The organism is Sphaerisporangium siamense (assembly GCF_014205275.1).
GTDB classification, from domain to species: domain Bacteria; phylum Actinomycetota; class Actinomycetes; order Streptosporangiales; family Streptosporangiaceae; genus Sphaerisporangium; species Sphaerisporangium siamense.
Genome location: NZ_JACHND010000001.1, coordinates 6341052 through 6356329, shown reverse-complemented (window position 1 = coordinate 6356329; position 15278 = coordinate 6341052). Strand labels below are relative to the sequence as shown.

Sequence of the window (15278 nt, the reverse complement as noted above, 5' to 3'; positions counted from 1 at the left end):
CAGGCCAGGAGCTCGGCCTGCTGAACGAGTCGGCGGGGCGGCCCCTCGTCCGGGGGGGAAGGGGGGCGGTAGCCCTCCCTGGGAAGCACGGCCCGAGCCGGAGGCGAGGACCGTTTCGTGGGGGCGGCTCCAGGCCGGACCAGGGCGGGGGTCAGGTGGGCTGTTCGGTGCACAGGCAGGTGATGCCTGGGGCTATCCATTCGCGGCCGGTCCAGGTGGGGTGGCGTTCCAGGAGCAGGGCGCGGACCTCGGTGAGGATCTCGGGGCCGGGCATCGCGGAGGCGCGGCGGAGCCAGGTTTCGTCGCGGAGTTCGCGCAGGTAGTCGCGGACGGTGGTGAGGATCTCCCGGCCGCCGATGTCACCGTGGCCGGGGACCACCACGCGGGGACCGGTGGCGGCCAGGCGGTCCATCACCGCGAGCCAGCGCACGCCGGAGACGTCCGTGTCGTGCGGCGGGAACCACGGGAAGATGGCGAACTGGCCGGTCTCGGCGAGGTCGCCGGTGAACAGCACGCCGGCGTCCGGGACCTCGATCACCTGGTCGCCCTTCGTGTGGCCCCGGCCGGTGGGCCGCAGCCGAACGGTCCGGCCGCCGAGCTCCAGGTCGTACCCGTCGTCGTAGACCACATCAGGGGTGGGCACGTGGACGCCGTCGAGGCGACGGGCGATCGCCCCGCCGAACCCACGGAACATCTCCAGGTAGCCCGGCCCCTTCGTCCTCAGGTCGTCCGCCTGGGCGCGGTTGACCAGGTACGTGGCCTCGCCCGCGAAGACCTGGGCGCCGCCGGCGTGTTCGGGGTGGAAGTGCGTCGTGGTCAGATACAGGCGGCGGCCCTTCGCGACCTCGGCGGCGAAGGCGAGGACCTGCTCGGCGTTGGCGACGCCGATACCCGTCTCGACGACCAGGACGGCCTTCGTACCGCCGACGACGCCGATGTTGGGAACCAGCCCGGCCCGGTGGTTCGGGATCACGAGCAGGTCGGGGGCGATCTCCTGCGCGCCGGCGACCCGCACGGCGGGATCGGGCAGAGGTATGTCCGTCATCGGCGTCTCCGCCGTTGGTTCGTCGGTCGTCGGTTCGGGGGTCATGCTCTGATTCGACCGCCCGGGCGGCGGGGCCGTCCAAGTCCTGTTAGGTGGTGCCGATACCGTACGGGTATCGTCGCCGGTCATGGAGCTACGCACGCTGCGCTATTTCGTGGCCGTCGCAGAGGAACTCCACTTCGGACGGGCCGCCGCCCGGCTGTACATGAGCCAGCCGCCGCTGAGCCGGGCGATCAGGCGGCTGGAGGCCGATGTCGGCGCCGTCCTGCTGCACCGCTCCGCCGCGGGCGTCACGCTCACCCCGGCCGGGACGGTGCTGCTGGACGAGGCCCGCACCCTGCTCGACCGGGCGGATCGGATACGCGTGCGGGTGGCGGTGGCGGCCGGCGCGGCGACCATCACCGTCGGCATCCTCGGCGACGGCTCCGACCCGGGTGCCATGCGGCTGGCCGCCGCGTACCGCCGGCGGCATCCGGGCGTCGAGGTCCGCGTCCGCGAGACCGACCTGACCGATCCGACCTGCGGGCTGCGCGCCGGGCTCGTCGACGTCGCCCTGACCCGCGGGCCGTTCGAGGAGACCGGTCTGACGGTGCGCGAGCTGCGCGCCGACCCGGTGGGCGCGGTGCTGCGCGCCGACGACCCGCTCGCCCGCCGCGACCGTCTGAGGCTGGCCGACCTCGCCGGACGGCGCTGGTTCCAGTTCCCGGGCGGCACCGACCCGCTCTGGCGGTCGTACTGGAACGGCGGCGAGCCCCGCGAGGGTCCGGTGGTGCGCGCCGTCCAGGAGTGCCTGCAGGCGGTGCTCTGGAACGGCACGGTCGGCATGAGCCCGCTCGGCCACGAACCGCCCGAGGAACTGATCGTGGTGCCGCTGGCCGACATGGCGCCGAGCCGCGTGGTGGTGGCGTGGAAGGCGGGCGATGTGAACCCGCTCATTCGCTCGTTCGTCCAGATCGCGACGGCCGCCTACCGCCCTTGACCGGACAGCGTTACTCGGGCGGGAAGGCGCTCCAGGTGTCATCAGGCCGGTCTCCCAGGCCCAGGAGACGATTTCGACGCGGTTGCGGACGCCGAGTTTGGTGAGGACGGTGGAGACGTGGCCTTTGACCGTGCTGAGCGAGATGAACAGGTCGGCGGCGATCTCCTGGTTGGTGCGGCCTTCGGCCATCGCGCGGACGACCTCGACCTCCCGTTCCGACAGCGGCTGCGCGGGCCGGCGGGCGGCCTGGGCGCCGGAGGACGTCATGTGGCGCAGCAGCCGCACGGTGACCGACGGGGAGATGAGTGCGTCCCCGGCGTGCGCCGCCCGCACGGCCCGCACCAGCAGGTCCGGTCCCGCGTCCTTGAGCACGAAACCGACGGCGCCGCCGCGGAGCGCGCCGTAGACGTACTCGTCGAGGTCGAACGTGGTGACCACGACCACCCGCAGCGGGCCGGGCACGCCGGGCCCGGCCAGGGCGCGGGTGACCTCGATGCCGTCGAGGCCGGGCATCTGGACGTCGACCAGGCACACATCCGGGCGCAGCCGCCGGGCCAGGGCGACCGCCTCGGCGCCGTCGGCCGCCTCGGCGACGATCTCGATACCGGGCTCGTCCTCCAGGATGACCCGCAGGCTCGCCCGCACCATCGCCTGGTCGTCGGCCAGCAGGACGCCGATCGTCACCGGCGGCTCGCACGCGGCGGCGCGGGTGGGGCGTCGTCGCGGAGCAGGCCGACGAGGCGGTCGGTGGCGGCCAGGGCGTCGGAGCCGGCGGTCTCGATGCCGGACAGGGAGCCGCTCAGCTCGTCGGGCCGCTTGCGGGCGAGGATGCGGGCGGCCTGGGCTTGGAGCACGATGCCCGTGATGTGGTGGCCGGCGACGTCGTGCAGCTCCCTGGCGACCCGGAGGCGCTCGTGGCGGCGCACCTCCTGAGCGACGGCCCGGCGGCGGGCGGCCGGCAGCCGTGAGCACAGGCCGAGCGCGACCCCGGCGAGCCACGCGCCGCCGTTCAGCACCGTCACGGGTGGAAGGGGAGAGGCGGACGGATGGGCGGTGAGCAGGCCGGACGCGGCCACCGCCAGCCCGCCGGCCGCGACGGCGCAGGCGGTCAGTACCGGGAGCGTGCCGACCGCCGACGCGACCAGCACGGACAGCGCCAGCGCCATGGCCGGGCCCGGCTCGGACGGCAAGCCGGCGGACCAGGAGATCAGAACCGCGGTCGCCGCGACCGCCAGCCCGGCGACCGCCGCCCGCGCCCGGCCGCGCCGCCGCACCAGCGCGAGCCCGCACACGACCGCCCCGGCCACGCACCCGAACGGCCAGTACCCGCCGCCCCAGCTGTCAGCGACCCGATAAGCCCAGAACGCCAGCAGCCCGGCGAACGCGACACCGAGACCGACCTCCGCCGCGATGGGCGTGCCGGTCCCGCCCTCCACGCCGCCGTCTCGTCGATCCCGGCCTTTCACCCGCCTCAGGCTAGGACGCCGGCCTCTCCGCCGGAACCGGCCATAAGTATGATCCCGCCCGCCGTGAACCCTGCTTCCGACCCGTGCCGCTCACGTGCCTGATCTGCAGCATGGGTGCCCATGTCCCGTGAAGAACATCCTCCGGTCCATCAGGTCCGGCGACGCCCCGATCGCCACGGACCCGACGATCCCGCCACTCCGGTGCCAGGTCCGTCCGCTTCCGCCTTCGACGCGGAGAGCCCGACCCTCGGACAGGGAGAGCCACGACCGGACGGGCGTCCGCGGATCGCCGCGCTCGACGTCGTCCGTGGGTTCGCGTTGTGCGGGATCCTGGTGGCCAACGTGAAACCGATCGCGCACATGGTCCACGTCGTGTCGGCCGCCGAGCCGGTGGTGGCGGCGCGTGCGGACGACGGCTGGTTCGGGCTGGGGCTGTTCGTCGACCAGCGCTTCTTTCCGATCTTCTCGTTGCTGTTCGGTGTCGGGTTCTCGCTGCTGCTGGAGTCCGCGCGGGGCCGTGCCGCCCGCCCGCGGCTGGTTCTGCTGCGCCGGCTGCTGGCGCTGCTCGCCCTCGGGTCGGCGCACATGTTCCTGCTGTGGCGGGGCGACATCCTGACGGTCTACGCCGTCGCCGGCCTGCTGGTGCTGCTGCCCTCGACCTGGCTGCCGCGCCGGGTCGTCGCGGGGCTCGCCGTGGTGCTCATCGCGGTGCCGCCGGTCCTCGGCGCCAACGGCATCCCGCTGGTGCCGGGCCTGTTCCTGCTGGGCTCGGCGCTGACCAGGTACGGCGTGGTGGACCGGATCGAGCGCTCCACCCGCGTCCCGGCCTTGCTGGGCCTGGTCCTCGCGGCGGGTGCGGTGCCGGCCGCGTGGCTGCAGATCCGGGCGGGCGCCGCCGGGACGGACGGTTTCAGCTCGTGGTTCGCCGTCGCCGGGCTGCTGACGGCCGGCGTCTACGTGTGCGTGCTGCTGCTCCTGCTGAGGACGCCGCTCCGGCCGCTGCTCCTCGGGGTGTTCGCGCCGCTGGGCCGCATGGCGCTGACCAACTACCTGTCGGCCACGGTCCTGGTCCTGGTGGCCGCCCGTCTCACCGGCGGCGACCCGGACGGCTGGTCCACGGCGACGGTGCTCCTGCTCGCCGCGGCGATCCTCGTCGCCCAGTGGCTGGTGTCGACGCTCTGGCTGCGCCGCCACCGCCAAGGCCCTCTGGAATGGCTCTGGCGCTGGGCCACCTGGGCCCGCCGCCCGCCGCTGCGCCGGGGAACCGCTGGTTAGGGCGGGGATCGGACGGGCAGTGGGTTCGCCATCGTTGCTGCCGGGATGGGCCTGGTCGGGGTCTGTTCCGGCATGCCTGGACGTTAGGCGGGTCGCCATGGAAAGTGTGCGCACGCTGGTGCCGGCGCGGCTGGATCGATTGCCGTGGTCCGGGTTTCACACTCGGCTGGTGCTGGCGCTCGGGGTCGCGTGGGTGCTGGACGGCATGGAGATCACGATCGCGAGCGCGATCGGGTCGGTGCTGCAGGAACGGCAGACGCTGGGGCTGACGGCCGTGGAGGTGGGCTTCACGGCGACGGTCTACCTGATCGGCCAGGTGGCCGGGGCCCTGGTGTTCGGACGGCTGTCGGACCGTTTCGGCAGGCGGAAGCTGTTCATCATCACCCTGGCCCTCTATCTGGCGGCCAACGGGATCACGGCGTTCTCGCCGAACCTGGCGTTCCTGTTGTTCTTCCGGTTCTTCGCCGGGGCGGGCATCGGCGGCGAGTACGCGGCCATCCACTCGGCGATCGACGAGCTGATCCCGTCCCGCTACCGGGGCCGGGTGGACCTGGCGGTGAGCGGCACCTACTGGCTCGGCGCGATCATCGGCACGGCGAGCACCTACATCCTGCTGAACCCCGACCTGCTGCCCATCGACCTCGGCTGGCGCCTGGGCCTGCTGATCGGCCCGGTGCTGGGCGCGATGATCTGGGTGCTGCGCCGTCACCTGCCCGAGAGCCCGCGCTGGCTGCTCATGCACGGCAGGCACGAGGAGGCCGAGCAGGCCGCCGAGGCGGTGGAGCGCGCGGTGGCCGCGAGCGGGCGCCCGGTGCCGCCGGTGGACGAGAGCAAGGCGATGGAGCTGCGCCCGCACGGGTCGCCGACGTACCGGGAGATCCTCAAGGTCGTCTTCCGCGAGTACCCGACCCGCACGATCCTCGGCCTGACCATGATGATCAGCCAGTCGTTCCTCTACAACGCGATCTTCTTCACGTACGTCATCGTGCTCGGCACGTTCTACGGCATCTCGGCGAGCGACGCCTCCAAGTTCATGCTGGCCTTCGCGGTGGGCAACCTGGCGGGGCCGTTCATCCTGGGCCCGTTGTTCGACACGGTGGGACGCCGGGTCATGATCACCAGCACGTACGTCACGTCGGGGGTGCTGCTGGCGATCACGGGCTGGATGTTCAAGGAAGGCATGCTGACCGCGACCACCCAGACGATCCTGTGGTCGGTGATCTTCTTCATCGCCTCGGCCGCGGCAAGCTCCGGCTACCTGACCGTCAGTGAGCTGTTCCCGCTGGAGATCAGGGCGCTGGCGATCGCGCTGTTCTTCTCGGTCGCCCAGGCGTTCGGCGCGCTCGGCCCGACGATCTTCGGCGCGCTGATCGGCGACCAGGACAACCCCGACCCCACCCGCCTGTTCTACGGCTACCTGTTCGCCTCGGCGCTGATGGTGGCGGGCGGCCTGGTGGCGTGGTTCTTCGCGGTGAACGCCGAACGCCGCTCCCTGGAGGAGCTGGCGCCGTCGCTGTCCATGCGCGACGCCCAGCACGCCTCGACCTGAGGACCGGGACGGCTCCGGCGCGCCGGAGCCGTCCCGTACCGGTGCGGGACCCGGCGCCCGGGGTGATCGGCGGATACGCTGGGTGATCATGGGGGAGGTCGTCCGGAGTCTGGTGCCCGCGCGGCTGGACCGGCTGCCGTGGTCGGGGTTCCACACCCGGCTGGTGCTGGCGCTCGGGGTCGCGTGGGTGCTGGACGGCATGGAGATCACGATCGCGGGGGCGGTCGGCTCGGTGCTGGAGGACCGGCGCACGCTGGGCCTGTCGGCCTTCCAGGTCGGGCTGACCGCGACGGTGTACCTGGCGGGCCAGGTCGCGGGGGCGCTGTTCTTCGGGCGGATGTCGGACCGGTTCGGCCGGCGCAAGCTGTTCGTGCTGACCCTGGGGCTGTACCTGGCGGCCAACGGCGTCACGGCGTTCTCGCCGAACCTGGCGTTCCTGTTGTTCTTCCGGTTCTTCGCCGGGGCGGGCATCGGCGGCGAGTACGCGGCCATCCACTCGGCGATCGACGAGCTGATCCCCGCCCGGTACCGGGGCCGGGCGGACCTGGCGGTGAGCGGGACGTACTGGCTCGGCGCGATGATCGGCACGGCGAGCACCTACGTCCTGCTGAATCCCGCCATCCTGCCGATCAACGTGGGCTGGCGTGTCGGCCTGCTGATCGGCCCCGTGCTCGGGGCCGCCATCTGGACGCTGCGCCGTCACCTGCCCGAGAGCCCCCGCTGGCTGCTCATGCACGGCCACCCCGAGGAGGCCGAGCGCGCCGCCGCGGCGGTGGAGCGCGCGGTGGCCGCGAGCGGGCGCCCGCTGCCGCCCGTGGACGAGAGCAAGGCCCTGGAGATCCGCCCGCGCGGCGCGCCCTCCTACGCCGAGATCGCCCGGGTGCTGGTCCGCGAGCACCCCCGCCGCACGGTGCTCGGCGCCACGTTGATGATCAGCCAGTCGTTCCTCTACAACGCGATCTTCTTCACCTACGTGCTCGTGCTCGGCACCTACTACGGCGTCACCCCGCACGACGCCTCCAAGTACCTGTTCGCGTTCGCGCTCGGCAACCTCGCCGGGCCGCTCGTGCTGGGCCACCTGTTCGACACGCTGGGCCGCCGGGTGATGATCTCGGGTACGTACCTACTGTCGGGCGCGCTGCTGGCCGGGACCGGATGGCTGTTCAAGCAGGGCGCGCTCACCGCGACCACGCAGACTTTGCTGTGGTCGGTGATCTTCTTCTTCGCCTCGGCCGCGGCCAGCTCCGGCTACCTGACCGTGAGCGAGCTGTTCCCGCTGGAGATCAGGGCGCTGGTCATCGCGCTGTTCTTCTCGATCGCCCAGGGGTTCGGCGCGCTCGGCCCCGCGATCTTCGGCGCGCTGATCGGCGAACCCGGGCACGCCGACCCCGACCGGCTCTTCTACGGGTACGCGTTCGCCGCCGCCATGATGATCGCCGCGGGGCTGGTGGCGCTGGTGCTCGCGGTGGACGCCGAAGGCAGATCGCTGGAGGACCTGACCCCGCCCTTGGCGGCCCGCGGCTGAGTGCGGGCCCGCGGGCGCCGGGTGAGGCGCACGCGGGCCCGTGATCCATGAACGTCGCATCGGGTCACGGCGACCTCCATGGTCGTTCGCCCGGCGCCCGAGGGAGGATGGGCGCGGACGAGGTCGTGGCCGGCTTGACAGGGCGAAGCCGGAACATGCCAGCCACCGGGCGGCTACCCTGCCCGGACGCCGGCCGCTTCGCCGATCACGCGGCCCCTAACCGTACCCTGGCGGGGACGTGGCCCGCGCACCAGGTCAGGCGCTAAGTGCGGCGGCCTCGGCGGCGAGCTTCTCGACGCGGGCGTAGTCGCCGGCGGCGAGCGCGTCGGCCGGGGTGAGCCAGGTGCCGCCGACGCAGCCGACGTTGGGCAGCGCCAGGTACTCGGCGGCCGTCTCCGGCCGGATGCCGCCGGTCGGGCAGAACCGCACGTCGGGGATCGGCCCGGCCAGGGCCTTGAGGTAGCCGACCCCGCCCGCCGGGCCCGCGGGGAAGAACTTCATCTCGGTCAGCCCGCGCTCGGCCAGCGCCAGCACCTCCGAGGCGGTCGCCGCGCCCGGCAGGAACGGCAGGCCGCTGCCGTCCATGGCGTCGAGCAGGCCGGGCGTCGCGCCGGGGCTGACCAGGAACCGCGCGCCCACGCCCGCGGCGGCGGCCACGTCGGCCGGGGTGCGCACCGTGCCCGCGCCGACCACGGCCCCCGGCACCTCGGCGGCGATGGCGGCGATGGCCGCGAGGGCGGCGGGCGTGCGCAGCGTCACCTCGATGGCCGGCAGCCCGCCCGCCACCAGGGCGCGGGCGAGGGGGACGGCCGCCCGCGCGTCGTCGACGACCACGACGGGGATGACGGGGGCGAGGTCGAGGATGCTCACGGGGTGGTGCTCCTTGCGGTGAGGGTGGTCCGGCCCGGCGCCGGGCCGGCGGAGGACGGGACGGGGGCGGTGGGAGAGGGCAGGGCCGCCCGCTGGGCGAGCCAGGCCGCCGCGCCGGTCAGCGCGGGCTGCTCGGCGACGATCGCGGTGGTGGCGATGCCGGTCAGGTAGCCGGACAGGACGAGGTTGGCCTCGAACCGGCGCCGGAAGTCGCTCGCGCGGATCCGTTCGACGATCCTCGGCACGATGCCCCCTCCGAGATAGACGCCGCCCCTGGCCCCCAAGGTGAGCGCGACGTTGGCCGCGAAGCTGCCGAGCAGCCCGCAGAACACCTCCACCGTACGCGCGCACAGCGAGTCGTCCAGGCGCGCCACGACCTCCGAGGCGGGCAGCGGGGCGGCGTGGATGCCCTCCACCAGGGCGAGCCCGTGCCGCAGCCGGGTCAGGCCCGGCCCGGACAGCAGGTGTTCGGCGTCCACGAACGGCATCCCGTCGGCCCGCAGCGCGCGCACGATCTCGTACTCCAGCTCGGTGACGGCGGGCGCGGTCACGTGGCCGCCCTCGCCGGGCACCGGCACCCAGCCGCCGCGCGCGGGCACCAGCCCGGCCACGCCGAGGCCCGTGCCCGGCCCCAGCACGGCCTTGACCATGCCCTGCGCCGGGGCGGGCCCGCCGAGGGAGGCGAGGTCGCCGCCGTCCAGGCGGGGCAGGGCCAGGGCGAGCGCCTCGAAGTCGTTGAGCAGCTCGACGTGCGGGATGCCGAGGTCGTTGACCGAGCCCGACCAGCCCGCGTTGGTGAGCCGGTAGCGGTCGGCGTTGACCGGGCCCGCGATGGCCAGGCACGCCGCCGCGGCCCGCACGCCCGCGTGGACGGTCAGGTAGGCGTGGACGGCGCCGGGCAGGCCGTCGTGCTCAGCCCCCGGGAGCACGACGACCCGCTCCGGACGTCCACCCGGCCGGGTCACCAGCCCGAACCGGGCGTTGGTGCCGCCGACGTCGGCGACCAGCCAGGGAGCCTCCGGGGTCGGAGGCGGCGGCGCGCTCACGCGCCGCTCGCCGCGAACGCCGGAGCCTCGCCGGCGCCGAGATCCGCGGACGCCGCGCCGCCGGTCCCGTGGGCCGCGGACGTCGCGCCGCCGGTTCCGGCCGCGGGCGTCGCCGGGCCCTCCGCGCCGCTCGGCGCGAAGATGCCGCCGCCGCGCTCGGCCGGGCCCGCGGCGTGGCGGAAGACGGCGAACAGCTCGCGCCCGGTGCCGACCCACTCGTCGTCCCGCAGTGGCCGGCCCGCGGGCGTGCGGGCGGCGAGCTCGGACTCCGGGACGAGCAGGTCGAGGGTGCCGGCCGCCGCGTCCAGCCGCAGGAGGTCGCCGTCGCGCACCAGCGCGATCGGCCCGCCGTCGGCGGCCTCGGGCGACAGGTGGATCGCGGCGGGCACCTTGCCCGACGCCCCGGACATGCGGCCGTCGGTGACCAGCGCAACCCGCTGCCCCCGGTCCAGCAGGACGGCCAGCGGCGGGGTGAGCTTGTGCAGCTCGGGCATGCCGTTGGCGCGCGGCCCCTGGTAGCGGATCACCGCGACGAAGTCCCGGCCGTCCAGTTCCCCGGCCTCGAACGCCGCCAGCAGCTCGGACTGGTCGTCGAAGACCCGGGCGGGCGCCTCGACCACCAGGTGCTCGGGCCGCACGGCCGACACCTTGCTCACCGCGCGGCCCAGGTTGCCGCTGACCATGTGGATGCCGCCGTCGGCGGAGAACGGCGCGGACACCGGCCGCAGCACGTCGAGGTCGGCGCTGCCGGCGGTCCGTTCCTCCCAGACCAGCGTCCCCTCCTTGAGGGCGGGCGCGCCGCGGTAGTGGCCGAGGCCGTGCCCGGCGACGGTCAGCACGTCCTCGTGCAGCAGCCCGGCGTCGAGCAGGTCGCCGATCAGCGCCTGCATGCCGCCCGCCGCCTGGAAGTGGTTCACGTCGGCCTGCCCGTTGGGGTACATCCGCGTCAGCAGGGGGACGGCCGTGGACAGCGCCGCGAGGTCGTCCCACAGCAGCTCGATGCCCGCGGCGGCGGCGATCGCGACCAGGTGCAGGGTGTGGTTGGTGGACCCGCCGGTGGCCAGCAGCGCCACGGCCGCGTTGACCAGCGCCTTCTCGTCCACCACCTCGGCGACCGGCGTGTAGGCGGCGCCGTGCGCGGTGATCTGGACGACCCGCTCGGCCGCCGCCGCGGTGAGGGCGTCGCGCAGCTCGGTGCCGGGGTTGACGAACGTGGCGCCCGGCAGGTGCAGGCCCATGACCTCCATGAGCACCTGGTTGGAGTTGGCGGTGCCGTAGAAGGTGCAGGTGCCGGGGGAGTGGTAGGAGCGCGCCTCGGCGTCCAGCATCTCCTCGCGCCCCACCTTGCCCTCGGCGAAGAGCTGCCGCGTGCGCGCCTTGACCTTGTTGGGCAGCCCGGACGGCATGGGCCCCGCGGGGACGAAGACGGCGGGCAGGTGCCCGAAGTGCAGCGCCCCGATGAGCAGCCCCGGCACGATCTTGTCGCAGACGCCGAGCAGCAGCGCCCCGTCGAACATGTCGTGCGCCAGCGCGACCGCGGTGGCCATCGCGATCACCTCGCGGCTGTAGAGCGACAGCTCCATGCCCGCGCGGCCCTGGGTGACGCCGTCGCACATCGCCGGCACCCCGCCCGCGAACTGCGCGACGCCGCCCGCCTCCCGCACGGCCCGCTTCAGGATCGCCGGGTAGGTCTCGAACGGCTGGTGCGCCGAGAGCATGTCGTTGTACGCCGACACGATCGCCACGCCGGGACGCTCGGCGCCGCGCAGGGCGAGTTTGTCACCGGGGGAGCAGGCGGCGAAGCCGTGGGCGAGGTTGGCGCAGCCGAGCGCCGTGCGTGCCGGGCCGCGCCGCCGGGCCTCGGCCGCCGCGGCGCCGGCGCGGGCCAGGTAGGCGCCGCGGGTGGCCGCGCTGCGTTCCGCGAGGCGCTCGGTGACCTCCTGGACGGTGCGGTTCACGGCAGGTCCTCCTCGTGCCAGGCGCGGCCGCTGCGGCCGAGCAGTTCGTGGGCGCCCACCGGCCCGCTGGTCCCGGCGGCGTACGGCTCGGGGAGGCCGCCGGTGGACTCCCAGGTGGCGATGACCGGGTCGATCCAGCCCCAGGCAGCCTCGACCTCGTCGCGCCGCATGAACAGGGTCGGGTCGCCGGCCAGCACGTCGGTCAGCAGCCGCTCGTAGGCGTCGGGGACGCGGGCGTGGAAGGTGTCGGCGAAGCTCAGGCTGAGCGGGACCGGCCGCGGGACCACCTCGCCGGCGCCCGGCTCCTTGGCCATGATCCGCAGGTGGATGCCCTCGCCGGGCTGCAGGCGCAGCACCAGCCGGTTGGGCTCGCCCCCGGGGAAGATCGAGTGCGGCACGTCCTTGAACTGGACGACGATCTCCGAGCGGCGGTAGGGCATGCGCTTGCCCGTGCGCAGGTAGAACGGCACCCCGGCCCACCGCCAGTTCTTCACCTCGGCGCGGATCGCGGCGAAGGTCTCCACATGCCGCGAGGCGTCCGTCGGGGGGGTGTCGTCCGGCTCGTCCAGGTAGCCGGGGACGGCGCGGCCGTCCACGCGCCCGGCGGTGTACTGGCCGCGCACGGTGAACCGCGCCGCCTCGGTCCCGCTGATCGGCCGCAGCGACTGCAGCACCTTGAGCTTCTCGTCCCGGATCGCCTCGCGGTCGTTGCGCGCCGGCGGCTCCATCGCGACCAGGCACAGCAGTTGCAGCAGGTGGTTCTGCACCATGTCGCGCAGCGCGCCCGCGTGGTCGTAGTAGCCGCGCCGCCCCGGCGTGCCGACCGACTCGGCGGCGGTGATCTGCACGTGGTCGATCCACAGAGAGTTCCAGATCGGCTCCAGGAAGGCGTTGGCGAACCGCAGCACGAGCAGGTTCTGGACGGTCTCCTTGCCGAGGTAGTGGTCGATGCGGAAGATCTGGTGCTCGCCGAAGACGGCGCCGACCTCGTCGTTGATGCGGCGGGCGCCCGCCAGGTCGCGGCCGAGGGGCTTCTCCAGCACCACGCGCGAGGACGGGGTCACCAGGCCCGCCCGGCCCGCGGCCCGGCAGAACGGGCCGAACGTCATCGGCGGGCTGGCGAGGTAGAAGACCCTGCCGGTGTCCTCGCGGCCGGCGAGCATGCGGGTGAGCCGGCCCCACCCCGGGTGGACGGGGGCGTCGTGGCCGGCCGGGACGTCCGCGCACACGTGGTGCAGGCGGCGCAGGAAGCGGCCCCAGCCCGCGGCGTCGCCGGCGTGCAGGCCCGGCCGCACCTCGGCCTCGACCTTGCCGCGGAAGTCGGCGTCGTCCAGCCCGCCGCGGGACACCGCGATGATCCGGGCGTCCGGCGCGAGCCGTCCGTCCCGGTCGCAGTGGTAGAGGGCCGGGAGCAGCTTGCGCATGGAGAGGTCGCCGGTGCCGCCGAAGACGACGAGGTCGGCCGCGTGCGCGACGGGGCGCTCGCGGCCGTCCGGTGGTGCGGCGGGCGACGCGGTCGAGGGCTGAGGCACGGGAGGGGCTCCGAAGATCTGCCAAGTCTTTGCCAACCAGGACAGATCGGACAGTAGCCCGAACCTTTGGTCGCGCACAACCGTAGTTTTGACATTTGAGATGTGGAACTTAGGAACTTCTCATTACAAAAGCGTGGGGTTAGACTTGGCCGATGGCTCGACGATCAGGCCCCGCGCTCGCCACCACCGGCGAAGTGCTCCGCCTCATCCGCGACGGCGAGGCCGTCACACGGGCGGACATCGGCAGGGTGACCGGCCTCTCGCGCCCCGCCGTGGCCCTGCGCGTGGCCGAGCTGCTCGACCACGGCCTGGTCGTGGAGGACACCGAGGGCCCCTCCACCGGCGGGCGCCCGCCGGCGCGCCTGGCGTTCAACGCCTCGGGAGGCGTCATCCTGGTCGCCTCGCTCGGCGCGAGCCGCACCCAGGTCGCGCTGTGCGACCTCGCCGGCGCCGAGCTGGCCCGCACGGACCTGGAGATCGACGTCGAGCGCGGCCCCGGCGTGGTGCTGCCCCTGCTGCTGGACATCTGGGCGGACCTGCTCGACGAAAGGCCCGGCTCCGCGGTGCGCGGCGCCGGGCTCGGCGTGCCCGCCACCGTCGAGTTCGCCGCCGGGCGCACCGAGAGCGCCCGGGTCATGGCGAGCTGGACCGGCGTGGCGATCCCGCCGCTGATCGCCGCCCGCTACCCCGTGCCGGTCTTCGTGGACAACGACGTCAACGTCGTCGCCATGGGCGAGTACCGCGCCGCCTACGCCCGCGAGGTCGCCGACCTGCTGTTCGTGAAGGTGTCCACCCGCATCGGCGCCGGGGTGATCGCCGGGGGCGAGATCCTGCGCGGCGCGCTCGGCGCGGCGGGCGAGATCGGGCACATCCCCGTCACCGACGGGGGAGGGGTGCTGTGCCGGTGCGGCAACATCGACTGCGTCGACTCGGTGGCGAGCGGCACCGCCATCCTGCGCGACCTGCGGGCGCGCGGGCGCGAGGTCTCCTCGCTCGACGACGTCGTCACGCTGGTGCGCGCCGGCGACGCCGAGACGATGACGGTCGTGCGCCGGGCGGGCCGCATGCTCGGCGAGGTGGTCGCGAGCGCCGTCAACATCCTCAACCCGGCCGTGGTGGTGCTCGGCGGCGACGTCGCCGAGAAGTTCCAGCCGCTGGTCTCCGGGGTGCGCGAGGCGGTGCACCGGCGCTCGACGGCCCTGTCCACCCGCAGCCTGCGCATCGAGCGCAGCCGCCTCGGGCCCGGCGCGGGCATCACCGGCTGCGCCCTCATGGTCATCGACCACATCCTGGCGCCCGAGGCGGTCGACGCGTCCCTCGGCGCACCGGGCGTCAGTGGGACGGGCCCATCAGGTGGGCCAGCGCGCGCTCCAGGTCACGCGGCCCGGCGGCCGGTCGCTGCCAGGGGATCCTGATCAGCGCGGGCCGCCCGGTCCCGGCCCGCACGGTCGCGCCGTAGCGGTCCAGCTCCCACAGCCACGCCTCGGGCGCGGGCTCGCCGGTGAGCGCCTCGACGGCCCGGCGCAGCCCCTCGCGGTGGGCGGCGTTCACGTGGTCCAGCATGCTCTCGGCGGCGTCGAGGAACGGGTCGGGCCCGGTGCCCAGGTAGTCCTCGGCGTCCAGCATGCCCGACTCCTGGCCGGTCAGGTAGATCACGTACCCGACGTCCACGCGGAACAGCCCGGGGGCGCACGGGCCGCCCTCCACCGCCGCGAACAGCGCCTCGTCCGGGCACCGCGCGGCCACCGCGACGGCCGCGTCCCTGGTCTCGGCGGCCGGCACCCGGCGGGCCCAGCCCTGCATCTTGAGCAGCCCGCGCGGGTGGTCCACGCCGCCGAGGGTGCGGGTGGCCGCCAGGTCCACGGTGACCACGACGTCCTCGGCGGCCGGCAGCAGGTGCAGCGGCTCGCCCGGCTTGACCAGCAGCAACGGCCGTCCGTCGCCGTCCACTCCGCCGCGCGTCGCGTGGGCCGAGCCGTCGAGCGAGACGTGGGTCGGCGCGGCGGACATGGCGAGGCTCCGGATACGTTCGG

Annotated in this window: 12 protein-coding genes and 1 pseudogene; 5 read left to right on the top strand and 8 right to left on the bottom strand. The window is 74.2% G+C overall.

The features are described from left to right. Nucleotides 1-151 precede the first annotated feature (151 nt). Nucleotides 152-1045, bottom strand: a complete 894-nt coding sequence (locus tag BJ982_RS29105) for an MBL fold metallo-hydrolase (protein ID WP_184885286.1) — start codon at nt 1043-1045, stop codon at nt 152-154. A 127-nt stretch (nt 1046-1172) separates the two neighbouring features. Between BJ982_RS29105 and BJ982_RS29100 the strand changes: the two genes are divergently transcribed. After that, entirely contained in the window at nt 1173-2024 is an 852-nt protein-coding gene (locus tag BJ982_RS29100; RefSeq protein ID WP_184885284.1) for a LysR family transcriptional regulator, read from the top strand. Between the two features lie 39 nt (nt 2025-2063). Here BJ982_RS29100 and BJ982_RS29095 read toward each other — a convergent pair. Then, nucleotides 2064-2708, bottom strand: a pseudogene (locus BJ982_RS29095) (response regulator); the annotation flags it as partial. After that, complete coding sequence (locus BJ982_RS40680) at nt 2705-3490, bottom strand: histidine kinase dimerization/phosphoacceptor domain-containing protein (protein WP_239122987.1); 786 nt, start codon at nt 3488-3490, stop codon at nt 2705-2707. The pseudogene BJ982_RS29095 and the gene BJ982_RS40680, both read right to left, overlap by 4 nt. A 333-nt stretch (nt 3491-3823) precedes the next feature. Between BJ982_RS40680 and BJ982_RS29085 the strand changes: the two genes are divergently transcribed. From BJ982_RS29085 to BJ982_RS29075, 3 genes are all read left to right on the top strand, one after another. After that, nucleotides 3824-4765 (top strand): DUF418 domain-containing protein, encoded by a 942-nt coding sequence (locus tag BJ982_RS29085; RefSeq protein WP_239122988.1) that lies wholly within the window; start codon nt 3824-3826, stop codon nt 4763-4765. A 169-nt stretch (nt 4766-4934) separates the two neighbouring features. Continuing rightward, the gene (locus BJ982_RS29080) at nt 4935-6314 is read left to right on the top strand and encodes an MFS transporter (protein ID WP_239122989.1); all 1380 of its coding nucleotides are present in this window, start codon (nt 4935-4937) and stop codon (nt 6312-6314) included. Nucleotides 6315-6402: 88 nt separating this feature from the next. Then, nucleotides 6403-7839, top strand: coding sequence for an MFS transporter (locus BJ982_RS29075; protein ID WP_184885278.1), 1437 nt, complete (start codon nt 6403-6405; stop codon nt 7837-7839). Between the two features lie 255 nt (nt 7840-8094). On the opposite strand, the gene eda is transcribed toward BJ982_RS29075, so the two are convergent. Genes eda through zwf form a run of 4 tightly spaced genes read right to left on the bottom strand, consistent with a single transcriptional unit; the run spans nt 8095 to nt 13245 of the window. Then, entirely contained in the window at nt 8095-8709 is a 615-nt protein-coding gene (gene eda / locus BJ982_RS29070; protein ID WP_184885276.1) for a bifunctional 4-hydroxy-2-oxoglutarate aldolase/2-dehydro-3-deoxy-phosphogluconate aldolase, read from the bottom strand. Then, nucleotides 8706-9755 (bottom strand): glucokinase, encoded by a 1050-nt coding sequence (locus BJ982_RS29065; protein ID WP_184885274.1) that lies wholly within the window; start codon nt 9753-9755, stop codon nt 8706-8708. Before BJ982_RS29065 ends, eda begins: the two co-directional genes overlap by 4 nt. After that, the gene (gene edd, locus BJ982_RS29060) at nt 9752-11713 is read right to left on the bottom strand and encodes a phosphogluconate dehydratase (RefSeq protein ID WP_184885272.1); all 1962 of its coding nucleotides are present in this window, start codon (nt 11711-11713) and stop codon (nt 9752-9754) included. The genes BJ982_RS29065 and edd overlap by 4 nt, the downstream gene beginning before the upstream one ends. Then, a complete protein-coding gene (gene zwf / locus BJ982_RS29055) occupies nt 11710-13245 on the bottom strand; it encodes a glucose-6-phosphate dehydrogenase (protein WP_184885269.1) in 1536 nt (511 codons plus the stop codon). The genes edd and zwf overlap by 4 nt, the downstream gene beginning before the upstream one ends. Nucleotides 13246-13397: 152 nt before the next feature. On the opposite strand from zwf, the gene BJ982_RS29050 reads away from it, so the two are divergent. Beyond that, nucleotides 13398-14660 (top strand): ROK family transcriptional regulator, encoded by a 1263-nt coding sequence (locus BJ982_RS29050; RefSeq protein ID WP_184885267.1) that lies wholly within the window; start codon nt 13398-13400, stop codon nt 14658-14660. Here BJ982_RS29050 and BJ982_RS29045 read toward each other — a convergent pair. Next, nucleotides 14578-15255 carry a DUF2470 domain-containing protein gene (locus BJ982_RS29045; protein ID WP_239122990.1) on the bottom strand — a complete coding sequence of 226 codons (678 nt, stop codon included), beginning with the start codon at nt 15253-15255 and terminating at the stop codon, nt 14578-14580. The genes BJ982_RS29050 and BJ982_RS29045 overlap by 83 nt on opposite strands. Between the last annotated feature and the right edge of the window lie 23 nt (nt 15256-15278).

Excerpts from the sequence above, each read along its gene's own strand:
- BJ982_RS29050 (WP_184885267.1), top strand. The coding sequence starts at position 13,398 with ATGGCTCGACGATCAGGCCCCGCGCTCGCCACCACCGGCGAAGTGCTC.
- BJ982_RS29100 (WP_184885284.1), top strand. The coding sequence starts at position 1,173 with ATGGAGCTACGCACGCTGCGCTATTTCGTGGCCGTCGCAGAGGAACTC.
- BJ982_RS29045 (WP_239122990.1), bottom strand. The coding sequence starts at position 15,255 with ATGTCCGCCGCGCCGACCCACGTCTCGCTCGACGGCTCGGCCCACGCG.
- BJ982_RS29075 (WP_184885278.1), top strand. The coding sequence starts at position 6,403 with ATGGGGGAGGTCGTCCGGAGTCTGGTGCCCGCGCGGCTGGACCGGCTG.
- BJ982_RS29105 (WP_184885286.1), bottom strand. The coding sequence starts at position 1,045 with ATGACGGACATACCTCTGCCCGATCCCGCCGTGCGGGTCGCCGGCGCG.